Origin of the sequence: Flavobacterium psychrotrophum, from assembly GCF_003403075.1 — a bacterium.
In the GTDB taxonomy this organism is placed as follows: Bacteria; Bacteroidota; Bacteroidia; order Flavobacteriales; family Flavobacteriaceae; genus Flavobacterium; species Flavobacterium psychrotrophum.
The window spans coordinates 2585488-2602987 of sequence record NZ_CP031557.1 but is presented as its reverse complement, the minus strand read 5'-3'; the positions used below and the strand labels follow the sequence as shown (position 1 = coordinate 2602987).

Sequence of the window (17500 nt, the reverse complement as noted above, 5' to 3'; positions counted from 1 at the left end):
GCCCCTTTTGCCATATCCCAAAATATTTAGCAGCATACTTGCCATATTCTAACCCGTTTTGTAGTCCAAAAGTGCCTCATATGGATTTCCTTCCAAACCTAAAAGCATTGCAAAAGCGGGCTCGGTTTTAATGCCCTGTGATTTTAACCGGATAATCTCTTTACGAAATTCAATTCCTTTGTATTCCAGTATTTTATGTTCGATGATCATGTGCCGATAACCATATTGCTCTTTTACCGGAATGTTCTGACCGAAAATCTCTGCCTCAAAACTGTCAATATAAAAGTTTGCTTTTACAGTTGGCACACCATTAATACTATAATCTTTCAGAACAAAACCTTTCTTACCTGTAAATGAATCTGTAAGTATATTGATAAAAGTTTCCTTATCATGCCAGCAGCATAAAATATCAAGATCGCTGGTGTCTACATCAATTCCTATAGGAATGGTACCTGCAAGTAATGGTGTGTACCCGGAGAGAAGTTCCATCACCTTATGCCTGGTTAGTGCATTATATGCCGTAACCTGGCGTAAGTGTCCCAACTTTAAATAATCTATGCTGTCAAACTGTTCCAAAGCCGATGCTATTTTTCAAGTATCATGGTCATGCCCTGCCCGCCGGCAGCACATACAGATATCAATCCACGTCCTGATCCTTTTTCATTCAGCAGTTTTGCCAATGTGGCGATAACCCTGCCACCAGTAGCCGCAAAAGGATGCCCTGTAGCCAGGCTGCTGCCATTTACATTTAGCTTATCCAGGTCGATACTGCCCAATGCCGGAACGCCAAATTGCGCAGACAGCTCACCGCTTTCCCAAATTTTTAGCAATGTTAAAACCTGTGCAGCAAAGGCTTCGTGTATTTCATAAAAATCAAAATCCTGAAGGGTAAGCCCTGCTTTTTGCAGCATTTTTGGTGCGGCATATACAGGTGCTAACAGCAGGTTATGCTTGTTTTCTATGTATTCGATGGCGGCTAACTCAGCATGGGTAATATAAGCAAGAACAGAAAGGTTGTTTTGTGCAGCCCATTCTTCACTGGCCAGTAACAGGCATGAAGCTCCATCGGTAAGCGGGGAGGAGTTACCCGCCGTAAGCGAGCCGTGTTCCCTGTCGAATGCGGGTTTTAGCTTTGCCAGTTTTTCAATGCTGGTATCGCGGCGCATGTTGTTGTCTTCCGTTAACCCGAGATACGGAGAAACCATGTCTTTATAAAAACCACGATCTGTGGCGGCTGCCATTTTTTGGTGGCTGCTTAGCGCGTAGGCATCCTGGTCTGCACGAGGTATGTTATAGTATTTAGCGGTATACTCGGTATGCCCACCCATAGAAAGCCCGGTGCCGGGTTCAAGATTTGCAGGGGCAACGGGACTAAAATCCTTAAACTTTATCCCGGCCAGTTTGGTAATCTTGTTCCATGTGCTTTTTTCGCGCCTTACGGACAGTAGTATTTTACGAATGTGTTCATTAAACTCTAATGGCACATTGCTTGTAGAATCTACACCTCCGGCTATACCGCAGTCAATTTGCCCCAACGCAATTTTATTCGCAATGTACATGGTAGCTTCAAGCCCCGTATTGCAGGCCTGCTGAATGTCGCACGCAGGTGTTTTAGGGTCGAGAGATGTATTTAGTACACACTCCCGCATGAGGTTAATTTCCCAGCTGTGTTTTATTACGGCACCACCTGCTACTTCGCCCAGTTGCTTTCCGCTAAGGTTATATTTTTCTATAAGGCCATTTAGCGTAGCCACCATCATATCCTGGTTAGAAGCGGTAGCATAGTTAGTAAATTGCCTTGCAAACGGTATGCGGTTATAACCAATTATGGCTACGCGACGGGGAGTTGATACTGACATGGGTGATGTAATTTCGTACTAAGTTACAAATTATTTTTACCCGCAGTGCATAAAAAAAGCTCCGCGGTTAGCGAAGCTTTTTTGAAAATTTATGTGGAATTATCTTATTTCCCTGTTGATGTAAACCCATCCGGTTTTAGAACCTTCTCCTGTTTTTACAACATAGAAATACGTTCCTGTAGGCAGGTCATGTCCGCCATCGGTCTGGCCGTGCCATTCGTTAGTATATGCACCTTTTTTGTATACTTCAAGGCCGTAACGGTTAAAGATTGAAATGCTGCTTACATTCATTCCCGAAAGATCGAACGCATCGTTCTTACCATCACCATTCGGCGAAATACCACGCGGAATATCGCAAAGCACACCTGCTGCTTCTCCCGAAAAAGTAGCAGTACATCCCTGCGGTGTAGTTACCTTAAGTGTAAAGTATAATGGGAATGTAGTAATGTTGTTGTCTGCAACATATTCTGAAACATTAAACACCGGGCCATCAGTAGAAACGATTGTACTGCTGCCTGTGGTTTCACGTTTCCATTCGTAGGTTAGTGTATTTAGGTCAAGGTTAGTATCTGTAGTAATAAGTTCCAGTAAAAACTCCCTGCCGTTTGTTGTAGGCATACAACCTTCTGCAAGGCTTATTACAGGTAGCTGTGGCGCAACATTTACAGTAACAGTACTGCTTGATGTACATCCGGCAGCATTTTGCACGCTAATTGTGTATGTACCTGCTGCTGCTATTGTAAACACATTGTTTGCACCATATGCACTACCATTAAAGCTATAAGTAAGCCCGGTTGCAGTATCAATGGTTATTGTAGCGGTATCAATAGCACAGGTAGGTTGTGTTACTGTAGCTGTAGGTGTTACAGGTGCATTTGGTACAGCGTTAACCGTAACTGTCGACGAGGTAGTACATCCGGCTGCATTTTGCACGCCAATGGTATATGTACCTGCTGTAATAGTTGTGAATACATTATTAGCTCCATAGGCGCTTCCGTCAAAACTATATGTTAATCCGGTAACGGTATTATCTATAGTAATAGTAGCTGTAGGATTAGTACATGTAGGCTGCGTTACTACTGCTGTTGGAGTAGCAGGAGCATTTGGTACAGTATTAACTGTTATAGTAGATGAAGTAATACATCCTGTAGCGTTTTGCACACTAATAGTATATGTTCCGGCCACAGTAGTTGTGAATACATTATTAGTTCCGTAAGCACTTCCGTCAAAGCTATATGTTAATCCGGTAATGGTATTATCTATTGTTATTGTAGCTGTAGCATTAGTACAGCTAGGTTGTGCTACTACAGCTACAGGTGTTGCAGGTGCATTTGGTAAAACATCAACCGTAACTGTTGCGCTTGCAATACATCCTGCAGCGTTTTGTACACTAATAGCGTATGTACCGGCTACAGTAGTTGTAAACACATTATTAGTTCCGTAAGCGCTGCCGTTAAAGCTATATGTTAGTCCGGTAACGGTGTTATCTATTGTAATAGTCGCAGTTGGATTTGTACATGTAGGCTGTGCTACTATAGCCGATGGAGTGGCAGGTGCATTTGGAGCAGCATTAACTGTAATTGTTGCGCTTGCAATACATCCGGTAGTATTTTGTACACTAATAGTGTATGTACCCGGAGTTGTTGTAGTAAACACATTATTGCTTCCGTATACGCTGCCATCAAAACTATAGGTTAGTCCGGTAACGGTATTGTCTATAGTTATTGTAGCTGTAGTATTAGTACAGGTAGGTTGTGTTACAATAGCCGATGGAGTAGCCGGAGCATTTGGAGCTGCATCTACAGTAATGGTAGATGATGTAATACATCCGGCAGCGTTCTGCACACTGATAGTGTATGTGCCCGCCACAGTAGTTGTAAATACATTACTGGTTCCGAAAGTACTGCCGTCAAAACTATATGTTAGGCCTGTAACCGTGTTATCAATGGTAATTGTAGCCACTGGGTTAGTACATGTAGGCTGTATAACCGCTGCTATAGGTGTTGCAGGGGCATTTGGAGCTGCATCTACAGTAACAGTAGATGATGTCGTACATCCCGAAGCATTTTTTACACTGATGGTGTATGTACCGGCTACAGTAGTTGTAAATACATTATTGGTTCCAAAAGCACTTCCGTCAAAACTATATGTTAGACCTGTAATCGTGTTATCAATGGTAATTGTAGCAGTTGTGTTAGTACAGTCAGGCTGTGTAACGACTGCTGTGGGAGTAGCCGGAGCGTTTGGTACAGCATCAACAGTAACAGTAGAAGATGTAATACATCCTGCGGCATTCTTTACACTTATGGCATAGGTGCCCGGTGTAGCCATTGTAAACTCATTATTTACATTAAAGGCTAAGTTGTCAAAACTATATGTAACACCTGCAACAGGAGTAATTGTAATAGTTGCAACAGGATTAGTACATGTAGGTTGTACAACATTAGCTATAGGTGTTTCAGGAGCAGCGTTTACAGTTAATAGCGCGGCGTTACTAACTATTGTACAGCTAGCAGATGTTACCTCAAGATAATACTGGTTGCCGTCTAAAGCCGCACTGCCAACTACATTTAGTGTAGCTGTTTGCGCACCTGAGTAAGTAGCGTTATTTACCACATTTACCCAAATACCATTGTCAAGGGTTTTCCATTGGTAGGTATATCCTGTAGTAGCATTCTGAGCCGTTGCTGTAAATGTTGCTGTGGCATCATGGCAAATTGCCGTGTTTTGTGGTTGTGCTGTAAATGATGCCTGAGGCGTAGTAGGTATATTATAACGGCCAAGGTCTGCGCAGTCTTCAATCAAAAGTGTATTCCAGTCAGCACCTGAATATGTTACCTTGGGTTTTACGGCATCAAAATTACGATACATCGAAAAACCGGTTTGATTAGGACATATAACATCATCAATTACGACACCATTCTTTAATAGTACAAATTCATCAAGATCATTAAATCCATCGACAAGCTCAACAGAGCTGTTTATATCACAAACCGCAATGTTGTTATTTTTCTTACCTACAAGGTATACCTCCCCAGGAGGAACTGTTCCTACCAGTTGCAGCGGTGCTGTTCCCTGGTTAGGGTTTGCATCTCTAAATTTGCGTAGCGTGTACTGAGCAAGATTAATAGGAAGAGCTGTAGGGTTATAAAGTTCTATAGCACCACCTTCGCCACGGTCTGCATCATAAACTTCAGATATAAAAAGATCGTTGCCATTGCTGATGCCGGGGCAGTTAGCTGTAAGATATGTAAACGCGCCGGTTGATTCTCCTGTACAGTTATTTGTAGTTACCTTAACGATACCCGAAGTACCGGCAGGAACTATGGCTTTTATTTGTGTATCTGAAACTACCTGGTAAGAAGTTGCGGGGGTGCCGTTAAAAAGTACCGCTGTAGTACCTGTAGCAAAGCCACTACCATTTAAAGTTACCACAGTTCCAACAGGAGCTGTAGCTGGGCTAAGCGAACTCACAACCGGTGGGGTACAGGTATTTGTTACAGTCCCAAAAAGGGTAAAATCATCCAGTCTCCAGGTGCCGTTACCTGTTGCGCCACTAAGCGAAAGTGTAACAGTTACTGTACCGGTAAGGCTGGTTACAGGTGTTGTTAGTGCCGGATTAGCTGCTACAGTACCACCTGTAGGCATCGTTCCATTACCCACCACATTGTTATTTATACGCATTGTCCAGGCTTGCGCGCCGGTGCCGCTACGTTGTGTCCAGAAACTAAATCCTGTAATATCAAGTTGCTTTTGGGGTGCAATGTTAAAAGTAAGTGTAACTACAGGAGTGCCTGACGAGTTATTAAGTGAAAGCGCTTTTCCGGTAGCACCTGCAAAATCAGTCCACTCTGCTCGTGGTGTATTTGTCCATGAAGATCCGCTAAGGCTCGCGTCAGAATTTGTAGGCGGTACCATATATGGATGCGTATTTATGGTACTTGTTCCAAAATCGTGGTAGTACACTACTTGTGCAGAAACGTGAATTGATAATAGTGAGAACAACAGTAAAAAAACGTTTCCGTATCTCTTTGCTCCTTTGCGTAATTCTTTTAACATGGATGTTTAATTAAAAATTCGGCTGCAAATGTATGTAAACCATTCGAGTTAAATTAATATTAAGCATTTGTGTTTGTAAAAACTTATTAATAATCACCTGTTTTGTTGTTAATATAACAAAAAAGCGGCTCCAATGGAGCCGCTTTAATAAAAACTATGTTATAGTTATTCGTGTCTGTTGATGTAAATCCATCCTGTTTTTGTTTCGCCTACGTTGCGTTCCATTACCCAGAAGTATGTTCCGGTAGGAAGCTCGTCGCCACCGTTAGTTTGTCCTACCCACTCTGTGGTATAGTTCTTTTTAGCATATACCTCTGCACCGTAACGGTTAAAGATAGTAAGCTTTTTAACACCAAGCTGGGCAAGGTCAAAGTAATCGTTAAGGCCATCAGAACCACCCGGAGATATACCGCGCTGTATTTCGCAAGATATATCAGTAACAGTATATGTTACAGGGGTAGTACAGCCATTATTATTTACTGTAAGTACAAAATCAAGAGGGAATGTTTCCACGGCAGGAGTACTGCTCAGGTAGTCGCTTACATTTAGCTGTGCACTGTCTGTACCTATTGGAGTGCCTGATGGCGTACTCCACTGGTAAGTAACTGTAGCAGGGTCAAAAGATCCGCTATCAGGTGTAGCTGTAAGTACATAAGCAGCACCATTACATTCACCGTCAATTGTAAACAGTATTTCAGTACCTACTGTAAATGTTTCAGTATTTGTTCCGCCTGCATCACAATTTGCAGGATTAGCAGGTATGGTATAGGTTACACTATAAGTACCCGGCGCTGCATTAGCAAGAGAAAATGCTCCTGTAGCAGGGTTAATGGTAATACCACCTGTAGCCGTAAATGTACCACCAGATACAAAGCCTGTTGCCAGGTCTGGCGTTACGTTACCTGTACCAAAACAGTAAGACGCATCAAACTCAAATGCCACTACCGGATTAACCGCAGGGCTTATCGTGATGTTTGCTGTAGTTACAGATGCAGCGATACAAGCAGCATTATCTGCTGTTGTTGTATATGTTATAACATATGCCCCCGGAGTACTTCCTGCAATATTGATTTCGCCTGTAGATGCGTTAACGGCTAATCCTGTAGTTGATGAGAATACACCACCCGTACGGAATCCTGTTGCAAGCGTAGGAAGCTGGTTAGCGGCCGTAACACATACATTTGTATAAGTAAAGCCTGTAACCGGTGTAGCGGCAGGGGTTATTTCTATTTGCGCAGTATTAGTACCACCCGCAAGACAGTTTGCATTATCCTGAAGTAATGTATATGTAATTGTATACAGACCCGGTGTACTCGCAGCAATGTTTATCTCACCTGTTGCAGCATTAGCAAAAACAAGGCCTGTGGTAGATGCATATGTACCGCCTGTGTTGAAACCTGTCGTAAGTGCAGGAAGTTGGTTTGCAGCAGTAGCACATACATTAGTGTAGCTAAATCCTGTAACCGGAGTAGCAAGCGGAGTAATAGTTACCGATGTACTGTTTGTAGCAGCAGCGATACAGTTTACAGCATCCTGTGCAAAGTTAACAGTAACGGTATAAGTACCGGCCTGGCTAAGTGTCATATCAATTTCACCCGTTGTAGCATTTACAACAAGGTTTGTTGCATCTGATGATGTAAACGAGGCACCCGTTGCAGGGAAACCTGTTGCAAGTGTTGGCGTTTGGTTAGCGCTGCCTACACATATGGTACCGTAAGTAAACCCTGTTACCGGAGTAGCAAGCGGTGTAAGAACGATAGTTTGTGTATCTGTACCCTGAGAACTACAGTTTGTAACACTACCGGCTACAGTATAGGTTACCGTGTAAGTACCTGCTGTACTTGCAGCAAGATTTATCTCTCCTGTTGTTGCATTAACAACAAGGTTTGTAGCGTCTGAAGATGTAAATGTACCACCTGTTACGGTTCCTGTTGCAAGTACAGCCACAGGATTTGTTGCAGCAGCAATACATACAGATGCCGGAAGCGTAAACGCAGCCTGTTGAGGTCCCGGAGTCGATACGGTTACGGTAATGGCAGCCCTTGGGCTTTCGCAATTACCGGTAGCAGTCTGGCTAACATAATACGTTGTAACTCCTGTTGTAGCAGTAGAAGGTGTTGGCGCAGCAGTAAGGGCTGTACCACCTGTGGCTACATCATACCATGTAAGTGTATTTCCGGTGTCTGCTGTAGCTGTAAGCGCTGTAGCAGTTGCATTCTGGCAGTAAGTAACAGTTGGTACTACTACCGGAGCATTAGGCACAGCATTTACAGTAACTGTAATGGCAAGTCTTGGTCCAAAACATTGTCCTGTAGACTGGCTCACATAGTAAGTAGTAACGCCGGCAGTTGCTGTAGATGGAGTAGGGGCAGCAGTAAGTTCTGTACCTCCTGTAGCAACATCATACCAGTGTAGTGTATATCCTGCAGTACCAGTAGCTGTTAGTGTAGTAGCAGTTGCGCCTACACAGTAGTCATAAGCTGCTGTACCCGTTGGTGCAGCAATAATAGGGGCATCATAATTAATAACAAGGGTGCTCAAACAAAAATCGGTCACCCAGTCATATTCATAGTTACCAGGAACAGTAAAGCCTGTAATAGTAGTATTGTTTCCTGTTACAGATGCTATCGTGGTAGCGCCCGGGTTAGTAGTATGTGCTACCCAGTGGCCAACGCCTTTAGCAGATACAGGAACCACATTGTTAACACAGTCTGCCGCGGCAGGGCTTGAGGTAATAATGCTGTTGTCTGATTTTATAATAACGCTGTCCAGAAGGTTACCAGACGATCTGTCACTCGGGTCACTAGGTGGAGGTGTAGTTGGTCCTGACTGGAAAACAAATCTTGTCTTCGTTTGCCCTGCCGGAACAGTATATGTAATGGTGGCGTTTGGTGCCTGTCCATAAAGTACCCATCCATTTGTAGCGTTCTGAACATCATTAGGTGTCGTAACGTTACTTATCATGGTATAAGTAGTAAGGTCAGTACTGTTTGCATTACCCGCTAATAAATGGATCTCATCTGAACCATAACGGCCTTTGTGCGCAAAACTTACAGTGAATGTTGTAGATACAGGAGTATCAAAATCCTGGTAAATAGTCTGGAATACTCCGTCAGCATTTAATTCTACAAAAAATTCGCCTTCATAGGCACTTCGTTTGATAGCCGACAGGCCGTTTGCTAATGACGCAGGAGATGGCCAAAGTTCTATAAAGCCATTAGTGTTGAATGTTTTCCAACCCTGTGTGGCATTTTGTCCAACATTTACGTTTCCTTCTCCGCTGGTAACAGGCCTATTATCAAAACTTGAGTCTATTGTACTAACAAGACAGTCTGAAGCGTTAGAGTTGTTTGGAGTTACCGGTGTGTTTATACAGATGTTAAACGCTGTATTAAGCGCAGGCGACGCACTGTTAAGTGAAAGCCTTACAAGGTAGGTTTGGCCTACAGTAAGATTACGTGCCCTTAAGTAATTTGTATTACTACATCCAATAGCACTACCAATAGCGCCGCAGTTATTTTCGTAAACAGAAATTATTACATTCTGTGCAGTTCCATTTGTTGCATTTAGCGTAAATCCTGAAAGTGAAATTACATTAGAGAAATCAGTTGCTACAAATGAGTACCAGATATCTGTACTGTTTGCCACCGTCATACAAGATGAGTTAGGCACAGTAGATGCTGTAGACGATGTAAATATTACTGGTGTTGTTTGTGTACAGGCATCTGTAGTATTTACTGGTAATGGCATAGCGCCATCGCAGCTATCGTTAGCAATTGTAGTTGAAAATGACAATGGTCCGGCCCAAATACTCTTATCAGAGGTGCCACATATTGCCCTTACGTAATATTGATAAGCTGCATTACCATTTAATGGAGTTGCTGTGTAAGAAGGCGTTGTTACTACCGTACCAATCGTGCTTGCTGTAGGTGCAGCAGTTCCTGTAGGTACAACATAAACTTCCCAAGACGTTTCTGTACCCTGTGGTGTCCAGGTTAACGTAGCGCTGGTGCTTCCCGGGGCAGCAACAAGAGCTGTTGGCTTAGGACATGTAACAACACTTATGTTTAGGTTGTCTATGGCAGCAGGGCTTTGGTTTAAAGTAAAAGTATTTGTTGTCCACTGGAAAATTATCCTGAACATACGGCCTGCATAAGCAGCAACGTTAGTTGTGTTTGCATAGGTAGTCCATGTATTCTGGCTGATAAAGTTACCGCCTATTTGTACGCCACCACTATTTTGTGTAGTAATCTGGGTACCTGTAGTAGGGTTAAAGGTAGATGGCACTGCCCAAACCTGCAGGTAGTCGCCAGTATTACCTACTGATCTCCAGTCAAAAGTTACATTTACTTCGGCCGTTCCGGCTGGTATTGCAATATCTCTGTATGCATGTACATAATTAGTAGTGGTGACATTGCTGTAAGCATTACTTACACCATTGTCATTACTAATGTATAATGCTTTTGTGCCGCCGTTAAAAGCTGCAGTACCTACAACCCATTTGTTAACAGATGTTCCGTTTACATAGCCAAAGCCATGTGTACCTTCAAAATCCTGGGCATAAGTAAGTGTTCCGGGAACCTGAGTAGTTGTAAAGGCTAGCGGCCCTACCCATGTACTTGTATCTCCGGTACCACAATTAGCACGTACCCATATATAATAAGTAGTACTTGTTTGCAGGCCTGGCAGGTTAAGCGATGCAGTAGGTATGTTAGCAGTAGGCGAAGTGCTTGCAGTAGGTGCGGTATTTACAGGAGAGAAGTAAAAATCATAAGTAGGTGTTACAGATGATGGGGCTGTCCATGTAAAAGAAGCGCTGTTTTGATTAATGTTTGCTAAAACAAGGTTTGTAGGAGCAGGACATGTAATAATCGAAAGGTTTACATTGTCAATTGCTGCAGGTGGCGGATTACCTGTGTCGCCATCATTGCGCCATTCAAAGATAAGCCTCATAACCCTGCCGGCATAAGCAGCAGCATTAATAGTCCTGGTTTCAGGTGTAACTGACCAGTTTGCCTGATTATTAAAATTAGTTCCACCGGCAGTAGTAGTTATATTTATACCCTCGGCAGGAGCAGTTGGTAATTGTGTCCCGGCTACAGGTGTTACTGTTGCAGGTACAAAATATACTCTTAAATAATCACAGCAAACTTCTCCAAGTGCTTTCCAATCAAAAGATAATAGTAATTGATCTACACTTTCCGGCATTTGGATGTCGCGGTAGGCTTGTACTACTGAAGCAGAGCTGTTTGTGTAAGCATTTGTAACACCACCATCATTAGATACATATAAAGAGTGTGTACCACCATTAGCAGTGCCTGTACCAAGTGCCCAGTTGTTTACCTGTGTACCGTTTACGAATGTCCATTTTAAACCATCTTCAAAACCATCTGTCAGGTTCATTGTAGCAGGAATTTGCGACGTGGTAAAACTGGCAAGGTCTGTCCATGCACTATAATTACCAGGGCCACAAACTGCTCTTACCCTATACTGGTAAGGAGTAGATGGTGTAAGAGTTGCAGGTGTAGTATAAGTTGTGCCTGTTACAGCCGTAGCAGGACCAATAGGAGTATTACCTGTAAGTATTTCTACCTCAAAATCGGTATTCGCGCTGGTCCAGCCCAGAGTTGCACTGGTGCCGGATGCGTTTGATGTAAGTGCAGTAGGTGTAAAACACTGTCCTACTACCTGTACCTCGTCTACAAGCCATGTATCGCCATTATTGCCTATTCTCACAAAAGCAATATAACGCTGTTGGTTATTGTTCGCAGCAGGGATGTTTACTACTTTTTGTTCATAAACGGTAAGGTCAGTATTGATGGTACCATCAGTCCATGCCTGTAACTCTGTAAAAGTAGTTGCATCTGCAGGGTTAGTGCCTATCATTACCTTGTATGTGGTATTTTGTTCTACCGCATCGCTTGGCCTTGTGTAAAATTTAAGCTGGCCGTTTACCGGTACGTTAAAAGATGGCGTTATCAGCCAGTCTTCAGCAGGAGTTGCCGCTCCGGCATTTTCACGGATAATTGCCGCTGCACGAGTACCAAAAGAAACGTTTGCGGTAGTTACATTCCAAGCCTGTATGGGGCCTGTAACGTTCCTGATATACCATCCGGCGGGCCCGGCATTGCCCTGTGTGCCCGATAGGGGTGTCCATGTGCCTTCAAATCCTTCCAGAGCCAGCTGTGCAAAGCTGTTCAGGGAGAGAAGTAACATGAAAATTAACGTAATTTTTTTCATAAGAAAAGTTATATGATTTTAAGTTCCTAAAATTATCAAAATTGTGCTTATACGGCGAATGTATTTTAATAAAAAATTAGGTCTTTAACATAAAAAAACAAAATCAGTTCTTAAAGTTACATTTTTCTTAACTCTTAGGTAACTTTGTTGCCCGGCATAACAAAAATGCCCCGAAATGTTTTTTACATCTCGGGGCAAGGGTATTAAGGGTTAGTTAAAAAGCGTAATCTAGCTGTTTAGCATTACTGGCATTACCAGCATTGTAACAGTTTCACCTTCGTCAAGTCCGTCAACAGGTGTAAGGATACCTGCACGGTTAGGCAGCGACATTTCGAGCATTATCTCATCACTTTGCAGGTTTGTAAGCATTTCTGTAAGAAAACGCGAGTTAAAACCTATCTGCATATCATCGCCCTGATAGTCGCATGTTAGCCTTTCTTCTGCCTTATTAGAATAATCAATATCTTCAGCAGAAATGTTTAATTCTGTACCTGCTATCTTAAGGCGTATCTGGTGTGTGGTTTTGTTAGAGAAAATAGCCACACGACGTACCGAACCAAAAAACTGGCTGCGGCTTATCATCAATTTATTAGGGTTTTCTTTTGGAATTACCGCTTCGTAGTTAGGGTATTTACCATCTATAAGGCGACAGGTTAACACATAGTTATCAAAAGAAAAAGTTGCATTGGCATCATTATACTCAATAGTAACTTCTGAATTTGATGTGGCAAGGATACCTTTTAATATGTTAAGAGGCTTCTTAGGCATGATAAAATCAGCCACCTGAGAGGCATGAACGTCTGTACGTGCATATTTAACAAGCTTGTGCGCATCTGTAGCAACAAACGTTAACCCCTGAGGAGAAAACTGGAAAAACACACCCGACATTACCGGACGAAGATCGTCATTACCGGCTGCAAAAATAGTTTTGCTTATTGCGGTAGCCAGCACCTCTGCAGGTACAAGGGTAGACGATGGATCTTCCAGTGCTACAGCTTTAGGAAATTCATCGCCGGCTGCATAAGCCAGCGCATATTTACCCGAGTTGGAGCTTATTTCTACTGTACTGTTATCTTCTACAGTAAAAGCAAGAGGTTGCTCAGGAAATGTTTTTAGCGTTTCAAGAAGTAGCTTTGCAGGTACCGCTACACTGCCCACACTTTCTGAATCTATTTCCAGTACGGCAGACATTGTAGTTTCAAGATCTGAGGCAGATACCTTAAGCTCTGTATTGTTCAGTTCAAATAAAAAGTTGTCTAAAATAGGCAGGGTGTTGCTGCTGTTTATAACGCCGCTAAGCACCTGTAGCTGTTTTAGCAAATATGTACTCGATACTATAAATTTCATCTTAATTTTATTTATTGGTTTGTGCTAGCCACAAACGGTAGCAAATATATCGTAAAGCTATCTAAAACCGAAACTTTTTTATTAACAGTTAAGCTGCCTTGCTGTACTTTTTTTTGCGCAGCCAGGTAAACAGGAAGCCAAATATAGCCAATAGTACAAGTGGGAGGCCTATGGTAACAATTTGTGCTGTAGTGTAGTTGTCATACACTTTTTCTGTATTAAGCATTGGCAGGTTCACATCTTTGCTGCGTATGTTAATAAGTCCGTTGTCATCAAGCAGGTAGTTTACACAGTTCAGCATAAAATCTTTGTTCTCAAAAAACTCCTCAGTCCACTTGTCATAACCCAGTTCCAGCGGCTGTCCGTTTTTGTCGAACTGGTTTTTGGCAATGTCACCATCAGATATCACGATCATTTTACCCGGTTTGCCTACTGTTTTATAAGCAGGGTCTTTAAAAGGCAGTACGCGGTTTTCATACATACTGTGGAAACTGCCTTCTAATAACACCGCCACAGGCATAAAGCCAGGAACCGGATAATCTTTAGGGGTAGTTTCTTCTGCAACCATATCAAGGCGTATGGCTACCGGTGTACCTACTTTTTTAGAGTAGCGTGATGATGCCAGTAAAACGTTCTTTTTAATGCCGTTCTTAAGGGTATCCATTGGGCTGGCAAGCTCCATTTTAATACCACCAAGGTTACGCACTATCGGGTTTTGGTTTACCGAATCAGGGTAAATAAAAGGCGATAGCCTCCAGGGGTATAATTGATACTGTGTATTATTACCCTGTGCGCCCGATGCCAGTTTAATATTAGTGCTCATTTCATCCTGAATAAGGTCAGGATTTATGCGCACACCATATTTAAATAGCATATCATTAATATTAAGGTCGCGTGCTATGGCGGGTGTAGATCCTGTTTCATTATACAGGCTATCCATTTCGGCCTGTACAGCGTCTACCATCCAAAGGGTTTTACCGCCGTTTACAATGTACTGGTCCAGTACTTGCTTTTCTTCTTCGGTAAATCGCTCGGTAGGTTTGGCAATTATGGCAAGGTCATACTTTTGGAGCTCTTTAAGGGTTTGCTGTGGATTTTTAGCAACAGAATCAAGCGTAAATGGGCCAAGGTGGTAACTTTCGCGAAGCTGTTTAAGGAAACTGCCCATATAGCGTGCAGGCAATTCTCCATTACCCTGTATAACTACTATTCTTTTTTGCTTGTCGCGGGTTAATCTGTCAAATGCTTCTGCAAAAGCATATTCCAGGTGCTGCACAGATACTTCTACTTTTTCGGCTGTATTGGCACCACGCATATTTCTTAAAAGCGGAATTTTTACCGTCTTACCTTTGTATGTTGCAATAGCCCACGGAAAGATAAGGGTTTCGCTTTGCTTGCCCTTATCGTTTACGCTAACGCTGGCGGGCTTCATTCCGCTACCGTTAAAGGTGTCGAATATGGCTTTGTCAATGTCAGATATGCCATCAATGCTTTTTCTAACCTCGGCATCATCCTTAGCGGGAATAGACGGATTATCCATTTTAAAAATGGTGTAGATAAGGTCGCGCTTGGTAGCGGCGGCACTCTCTGACTTATCCATTGGGTTAAAGAAGTTGAACTTTACATCGGTATTATATGCTGAGAATTCCTGTAGCAACTGGCTGGTTTCGTCCTGCAGGCGTTTAAACTCTCCGGGAAAATCGCCTTCAAGAAAAACATCTATATACAGGGGTTCATTAACCGATGCTATAAGGTTTAGCGATGTGTCAGAAAGGGTGTAACGTTTGTCTTTAGTAAGGTCGAGGCGTTTAAATATAAATGCCCCTGCTATATTTAGCGCTACCAATGCCACTATGGTAATGATAAGCTGTTTTCTACTGCGTTGTTTTGCTGTTTCCATTACCATTTAAGCGATTTAAGTTTGTAAACGGTTAACGAAAGGAACAGTATTGCAATACTGGCAAAATAAATAACGTCGCGCGTGTCTATAACGCCGCGGCTCATGCTTTTAAAATGGTAATCCATGCCTAGTTTTGATACCTGTGTGCCAAAGGCGCCTGCAAATGATGCAAGGCCTTCAAAACCAAAATAAAATAAAAAGCACAGGAACATGGCAGATATAAAGGCAACGATCTGGTTATCTGAAAGGGTAGAGGTAAACACTCCAATGGCGGTGTAGCCTGCTATAAGGAATAATAGGCCAAAGTAAGAGCCCAGTGTACTGCCCATATCAATATTACCCTGAGGGCTTCCAAGCCACGATATTACAAATACATATATTACAGTAGGTATAAGTGCCAATAAGATAAGTACAAAGGCTCCAAAGAATTTACCATTTACAATTTCCCAGGTGCTGAGTGGTTTTGTAAAGAGTAACTCCAGCGTGCCTTGTTTCTTTTCGTCAGAAAAAGAGCGCATGGTTACCGCGGGAATCAGGAAAATAAGGATCCAGGGAGACAGGGTAAAGAAAGGTGCCATATCGGCAAAACCACTGTTCAGTATATTAAAGCCGTAATCGAATACCCAAAGGAAAAGGCCGTTGAGCAATAAAAACAGGGCTATGACCAGATACCCTATGGGCGACCCAAAGAAGGACTTGATCTCTCGTAGCAATAATGCTTTCATTTATTAGTCAAAAGTTTTAAAGTTCTGCTTTGTCATTCCGACGAAGGAGGAATCTCGTTTTACAAATTAATAATTGATTTCTAAATCTAAAAATCCGGTAATTTACTCAAGGCTTACCAGTTTATCTACACTCCATGCTTCAGCCTTTTGTGCAAACAGTGGTTTTGTAATGGCCCACACACCTTTAAAAAGCTCAGAATTGCGATAGTTTTCAAGGTCTCCTTCACGCTCCCAGTAACTGTAGGTAAAAAACACCTGTGGGTTATCTTTGTCACGGTATAATTCCAGTAAACGGCAACCGGGCACATTTCTTATGTCCTCTTTTACATTATTAAAGTTCTGAAGGAAAGCGCTTACGTGCTCTTCAATAAACACCATTTTTACAATGCGTACAAACATACATTAATTTATTCAGTTGGGGGCAAATGTCTGCACCTCACATTTTTCAATCTTTATTTTTTTCAATTATTTAAATACCACAGTCACCACATCCCTGTAATTTAAGCCCAGTAGTGTTTTAGCCGATCCTACCGTGTGCGGGTTACTCCGGAAAATAGCTATTTCGAGGTAACCGGCCTCATTGTAAAGTGCCAGTTTTTCGCCCTCATAATCCTTTAGGGAGAAACGTTCATTTAGTGTAAAATCAGAATAACTTTCTTTAAGCGCTTTAATATGCCCTTTGGTCCCAAAGGTTATTTCAAAATCCCTGCCTTTTGCTACTTCTTTTATCAGCTTTTTACTGATGTTGGTAACACAGTTGCCAAAGTGGTCAATATATATAACGTTGCCTTTTACGGTGTTTTTATCGCCTGCCACAACAGGGTGCATCTCCAGCATGGGTTTAAGGCCTGTAGTAATTTCTTTGCCAATAACGTTAAGCGTGCCGCCTTTAGTTAGATGGCAGGCTACTGTGGCAAAAACATCCATAGCGCTGCTGCCTTCGGGCAGGCGGTCGTGTATGTTTATTTCTACTATCTTTTCAGGGAGTATGTTTTCGGTTAGCAGGGTTAATATGCCATTATCGGCACCTATAAAGTAATGACCATTCCATAAAATGGCAATATGACGGTTCTCTGCACTTAGCTCTGCATCAACAGCAATAAGGTGTACTGTGCCTGCCGGAAAGCTACGCCATGCTGCACTTATTATGTAACTGGCCTGCGGAATATTAAATAAATCTACATTGTGCGATATGTCGATAATTGTAGCATCTGCACAGCCCGAAATCAGCTTGCCCTTTAGCGCACCCACAAAGTGGTCGCAAAGTCCAAAATCGGTTGTGAGGGTAATTATTGACATAAAATTGTGCAAAACTTTTAAAATCCGCGACTAAAATTTCACTAAATTTGAATGCAAAGCTACTAATAATA

General features: G+C 42.4%; 9 protein-coding genes. All 9 read right to left on the bottom strand.

All coding sequences use genetic code 11. The features are described 5' to 3' along the window. Nucleotides 1-48: 48 nt before the first annotated feature. Nucleotides 49-576, bottom strand: a complete 528-nt coding sequence (locus DYH63_RS11200) for a DUF4269 domain-containing protein (RefSeq protein ID WP_116788890.1) — start codon at nucleotides 574-576, stop codon at nucleotides 49-51. 8 nt (nucleotides 577-584) lie between these two features. Beyond that, nucleotides 585-1859, bottom strand: coding sequence for an acetyl-CoA C-acetyltransferase (locus DYH63_RS11195; protein WP_116788889.1), 1275 nt, complete (start codon nucleotides 1857-1859; stop codon nucleotides 585-587). Nucleotides 1860-1958: 99 nt separating this feature from the next. Beyond that, nucleotides 1959-5918 (bottom strand): T9SS type B sorting domain-containing protein, encoded by a 3960-nt coding sequence (locus DYH63_RS11190; RefSeq protein ID WP_116788888.1) that lies wholly within the window; start codon nucleotides 5916-5918, stop codon nucleotides 1959-1961. Between the two features lie 165 nt (nucleotides 5919-6083). Further along, a complete protein-coding gene (locus tag DYH63_RS11185) occupies nucleotides 6084-12158 on the bottom strand; it encodes an Ig-like domain-containing protein (protein ID WP_116788887.1) in 6075 nt (2024 codons plus the stop codon). A gap of 228 nt (nucleotides 12159-12386) precedes the next feature. Next, on the bottom strand, nucleotides 12387-13505 hold the full coding sequence (dnaN, locus tag DYH63_RS11180; RefSeq protein ID WP_116788886.1) for a DNA polymerase III subunit beta: 1119 nt from the start codon (nucleotides 13503-13505) through the stop codon (nucleotides 12387-12389). Nucleotides 13506-13593: 88 nt separating this feature from the next. Then, complete coding sequence (gene gldG, locus DYH63_RS11175) at nucleotides 13594-15405, bottom strand: gliding motility-associated ABC transporter substrate-binding protein GldG (RefSeq protein WP_240408976.1); 1812 nt, start codon at nucleotides 15403-15405, stop codon at nucleotides 13594-13596. Then, entirely contained in the window at nucleotides 15405-16130 is a 726-nt protein-coding gene (gene gldF, locus DYH63_RS11170; protein ID WP_116788884.1) for a gliding motility-associated ABC transporter permease subunit GldF, read from the bottom strand. The genes gldG and gldF overlap by 1 nt, the downstream gene beginning before the upstream one ends. Before the next feature lie 102 nt (nucleotides 16131-16232). Beyond that, the gene (locus DYH63_RS11165; protein ID WP_116788883.1) at nucleotides 16233-16529 is read right to left on the bottom strand and encodes a putative quinol monooxygenase; all 297 of its coding nucleotides are present in this window, start codon (nucleotides 16527-16529) and stop codon (nucleotides 16233-16235) included. 66 nt (nucleotides 16530-16595) lie between these two features. Next, nucleotides 16596-17429, bottom strand: coding sequence for an SAM hydrolase/SAM-dependent halogenase family protein (locus DYH63_RS11160; RefSeq protein ID WP_116788882.1), 834 nt, complete (start codon nucleotides 17427-17429; stop codon nucleotides 16596-16598). Between the last annotated feature and the right edge of the window lie 71 nt (nucleotides 17430-17500).

Excerpts from the sequence above, each read along its gene's own strand:
- DYH63_RS11195 (WP_116788889.1), bottom strand. The coding sequence starts at position 1,859 with ATGTCAGTATCAACTCCCCGTCGCGTAGCCATAATTGGTTATAACCGC.
- DYH63_RS11190 (WP_116788888.1), bottom strand. The coding sequence starts at position 5,918 with ATGTTAAAAGAATTACGCAAAGGAGCAAAGAGATACGGAAACGTTTTT.
- DYH63_RS11185 (WP_116788887.1), bottom strand. The coding sequence starts at position 12,158 with ATGAAAAAAATTACGTTAATTTTCATGTTACTTCTCTCCCTGAACAGC.
- dnaN (WP_116788886.1), bottom strand. The coding sequence starts at position 13,505 with ATGAAATTTATAGTATCGAGTACATATTTGCTAAAACAGCTACAGGTG.
- gldG (WP_240408976.1), bottom strand. The coding sequence starts at position 15,405 with ATGGAAACAGCAAAACAACGCAGTAGAAAACAGCTTATCATTACCATA.
- gldF (WP_116788884.1), bottom strand. The coding sequence starts at position 16,130 with ATGAAAGCATTATTGCTACGAGAGATCAAGTCCTTCTTTGGGTCGCCC.
- DYH63_RS11165 (WP_116788883.1), bottom strand. The coding sequence starts at position 16,529 with ATGTTTGTACGCATTGTAAAAATGGTGTTTATTGAAGAGCACGTAAGC.
- DYH63_RS11160 (WP_116788882.1), bottom strand. The coding sequence starts at position 17,429 with ATGTCAATAATTACCCTCACAACCGATTTTGGACTTTGCGACCACTTT.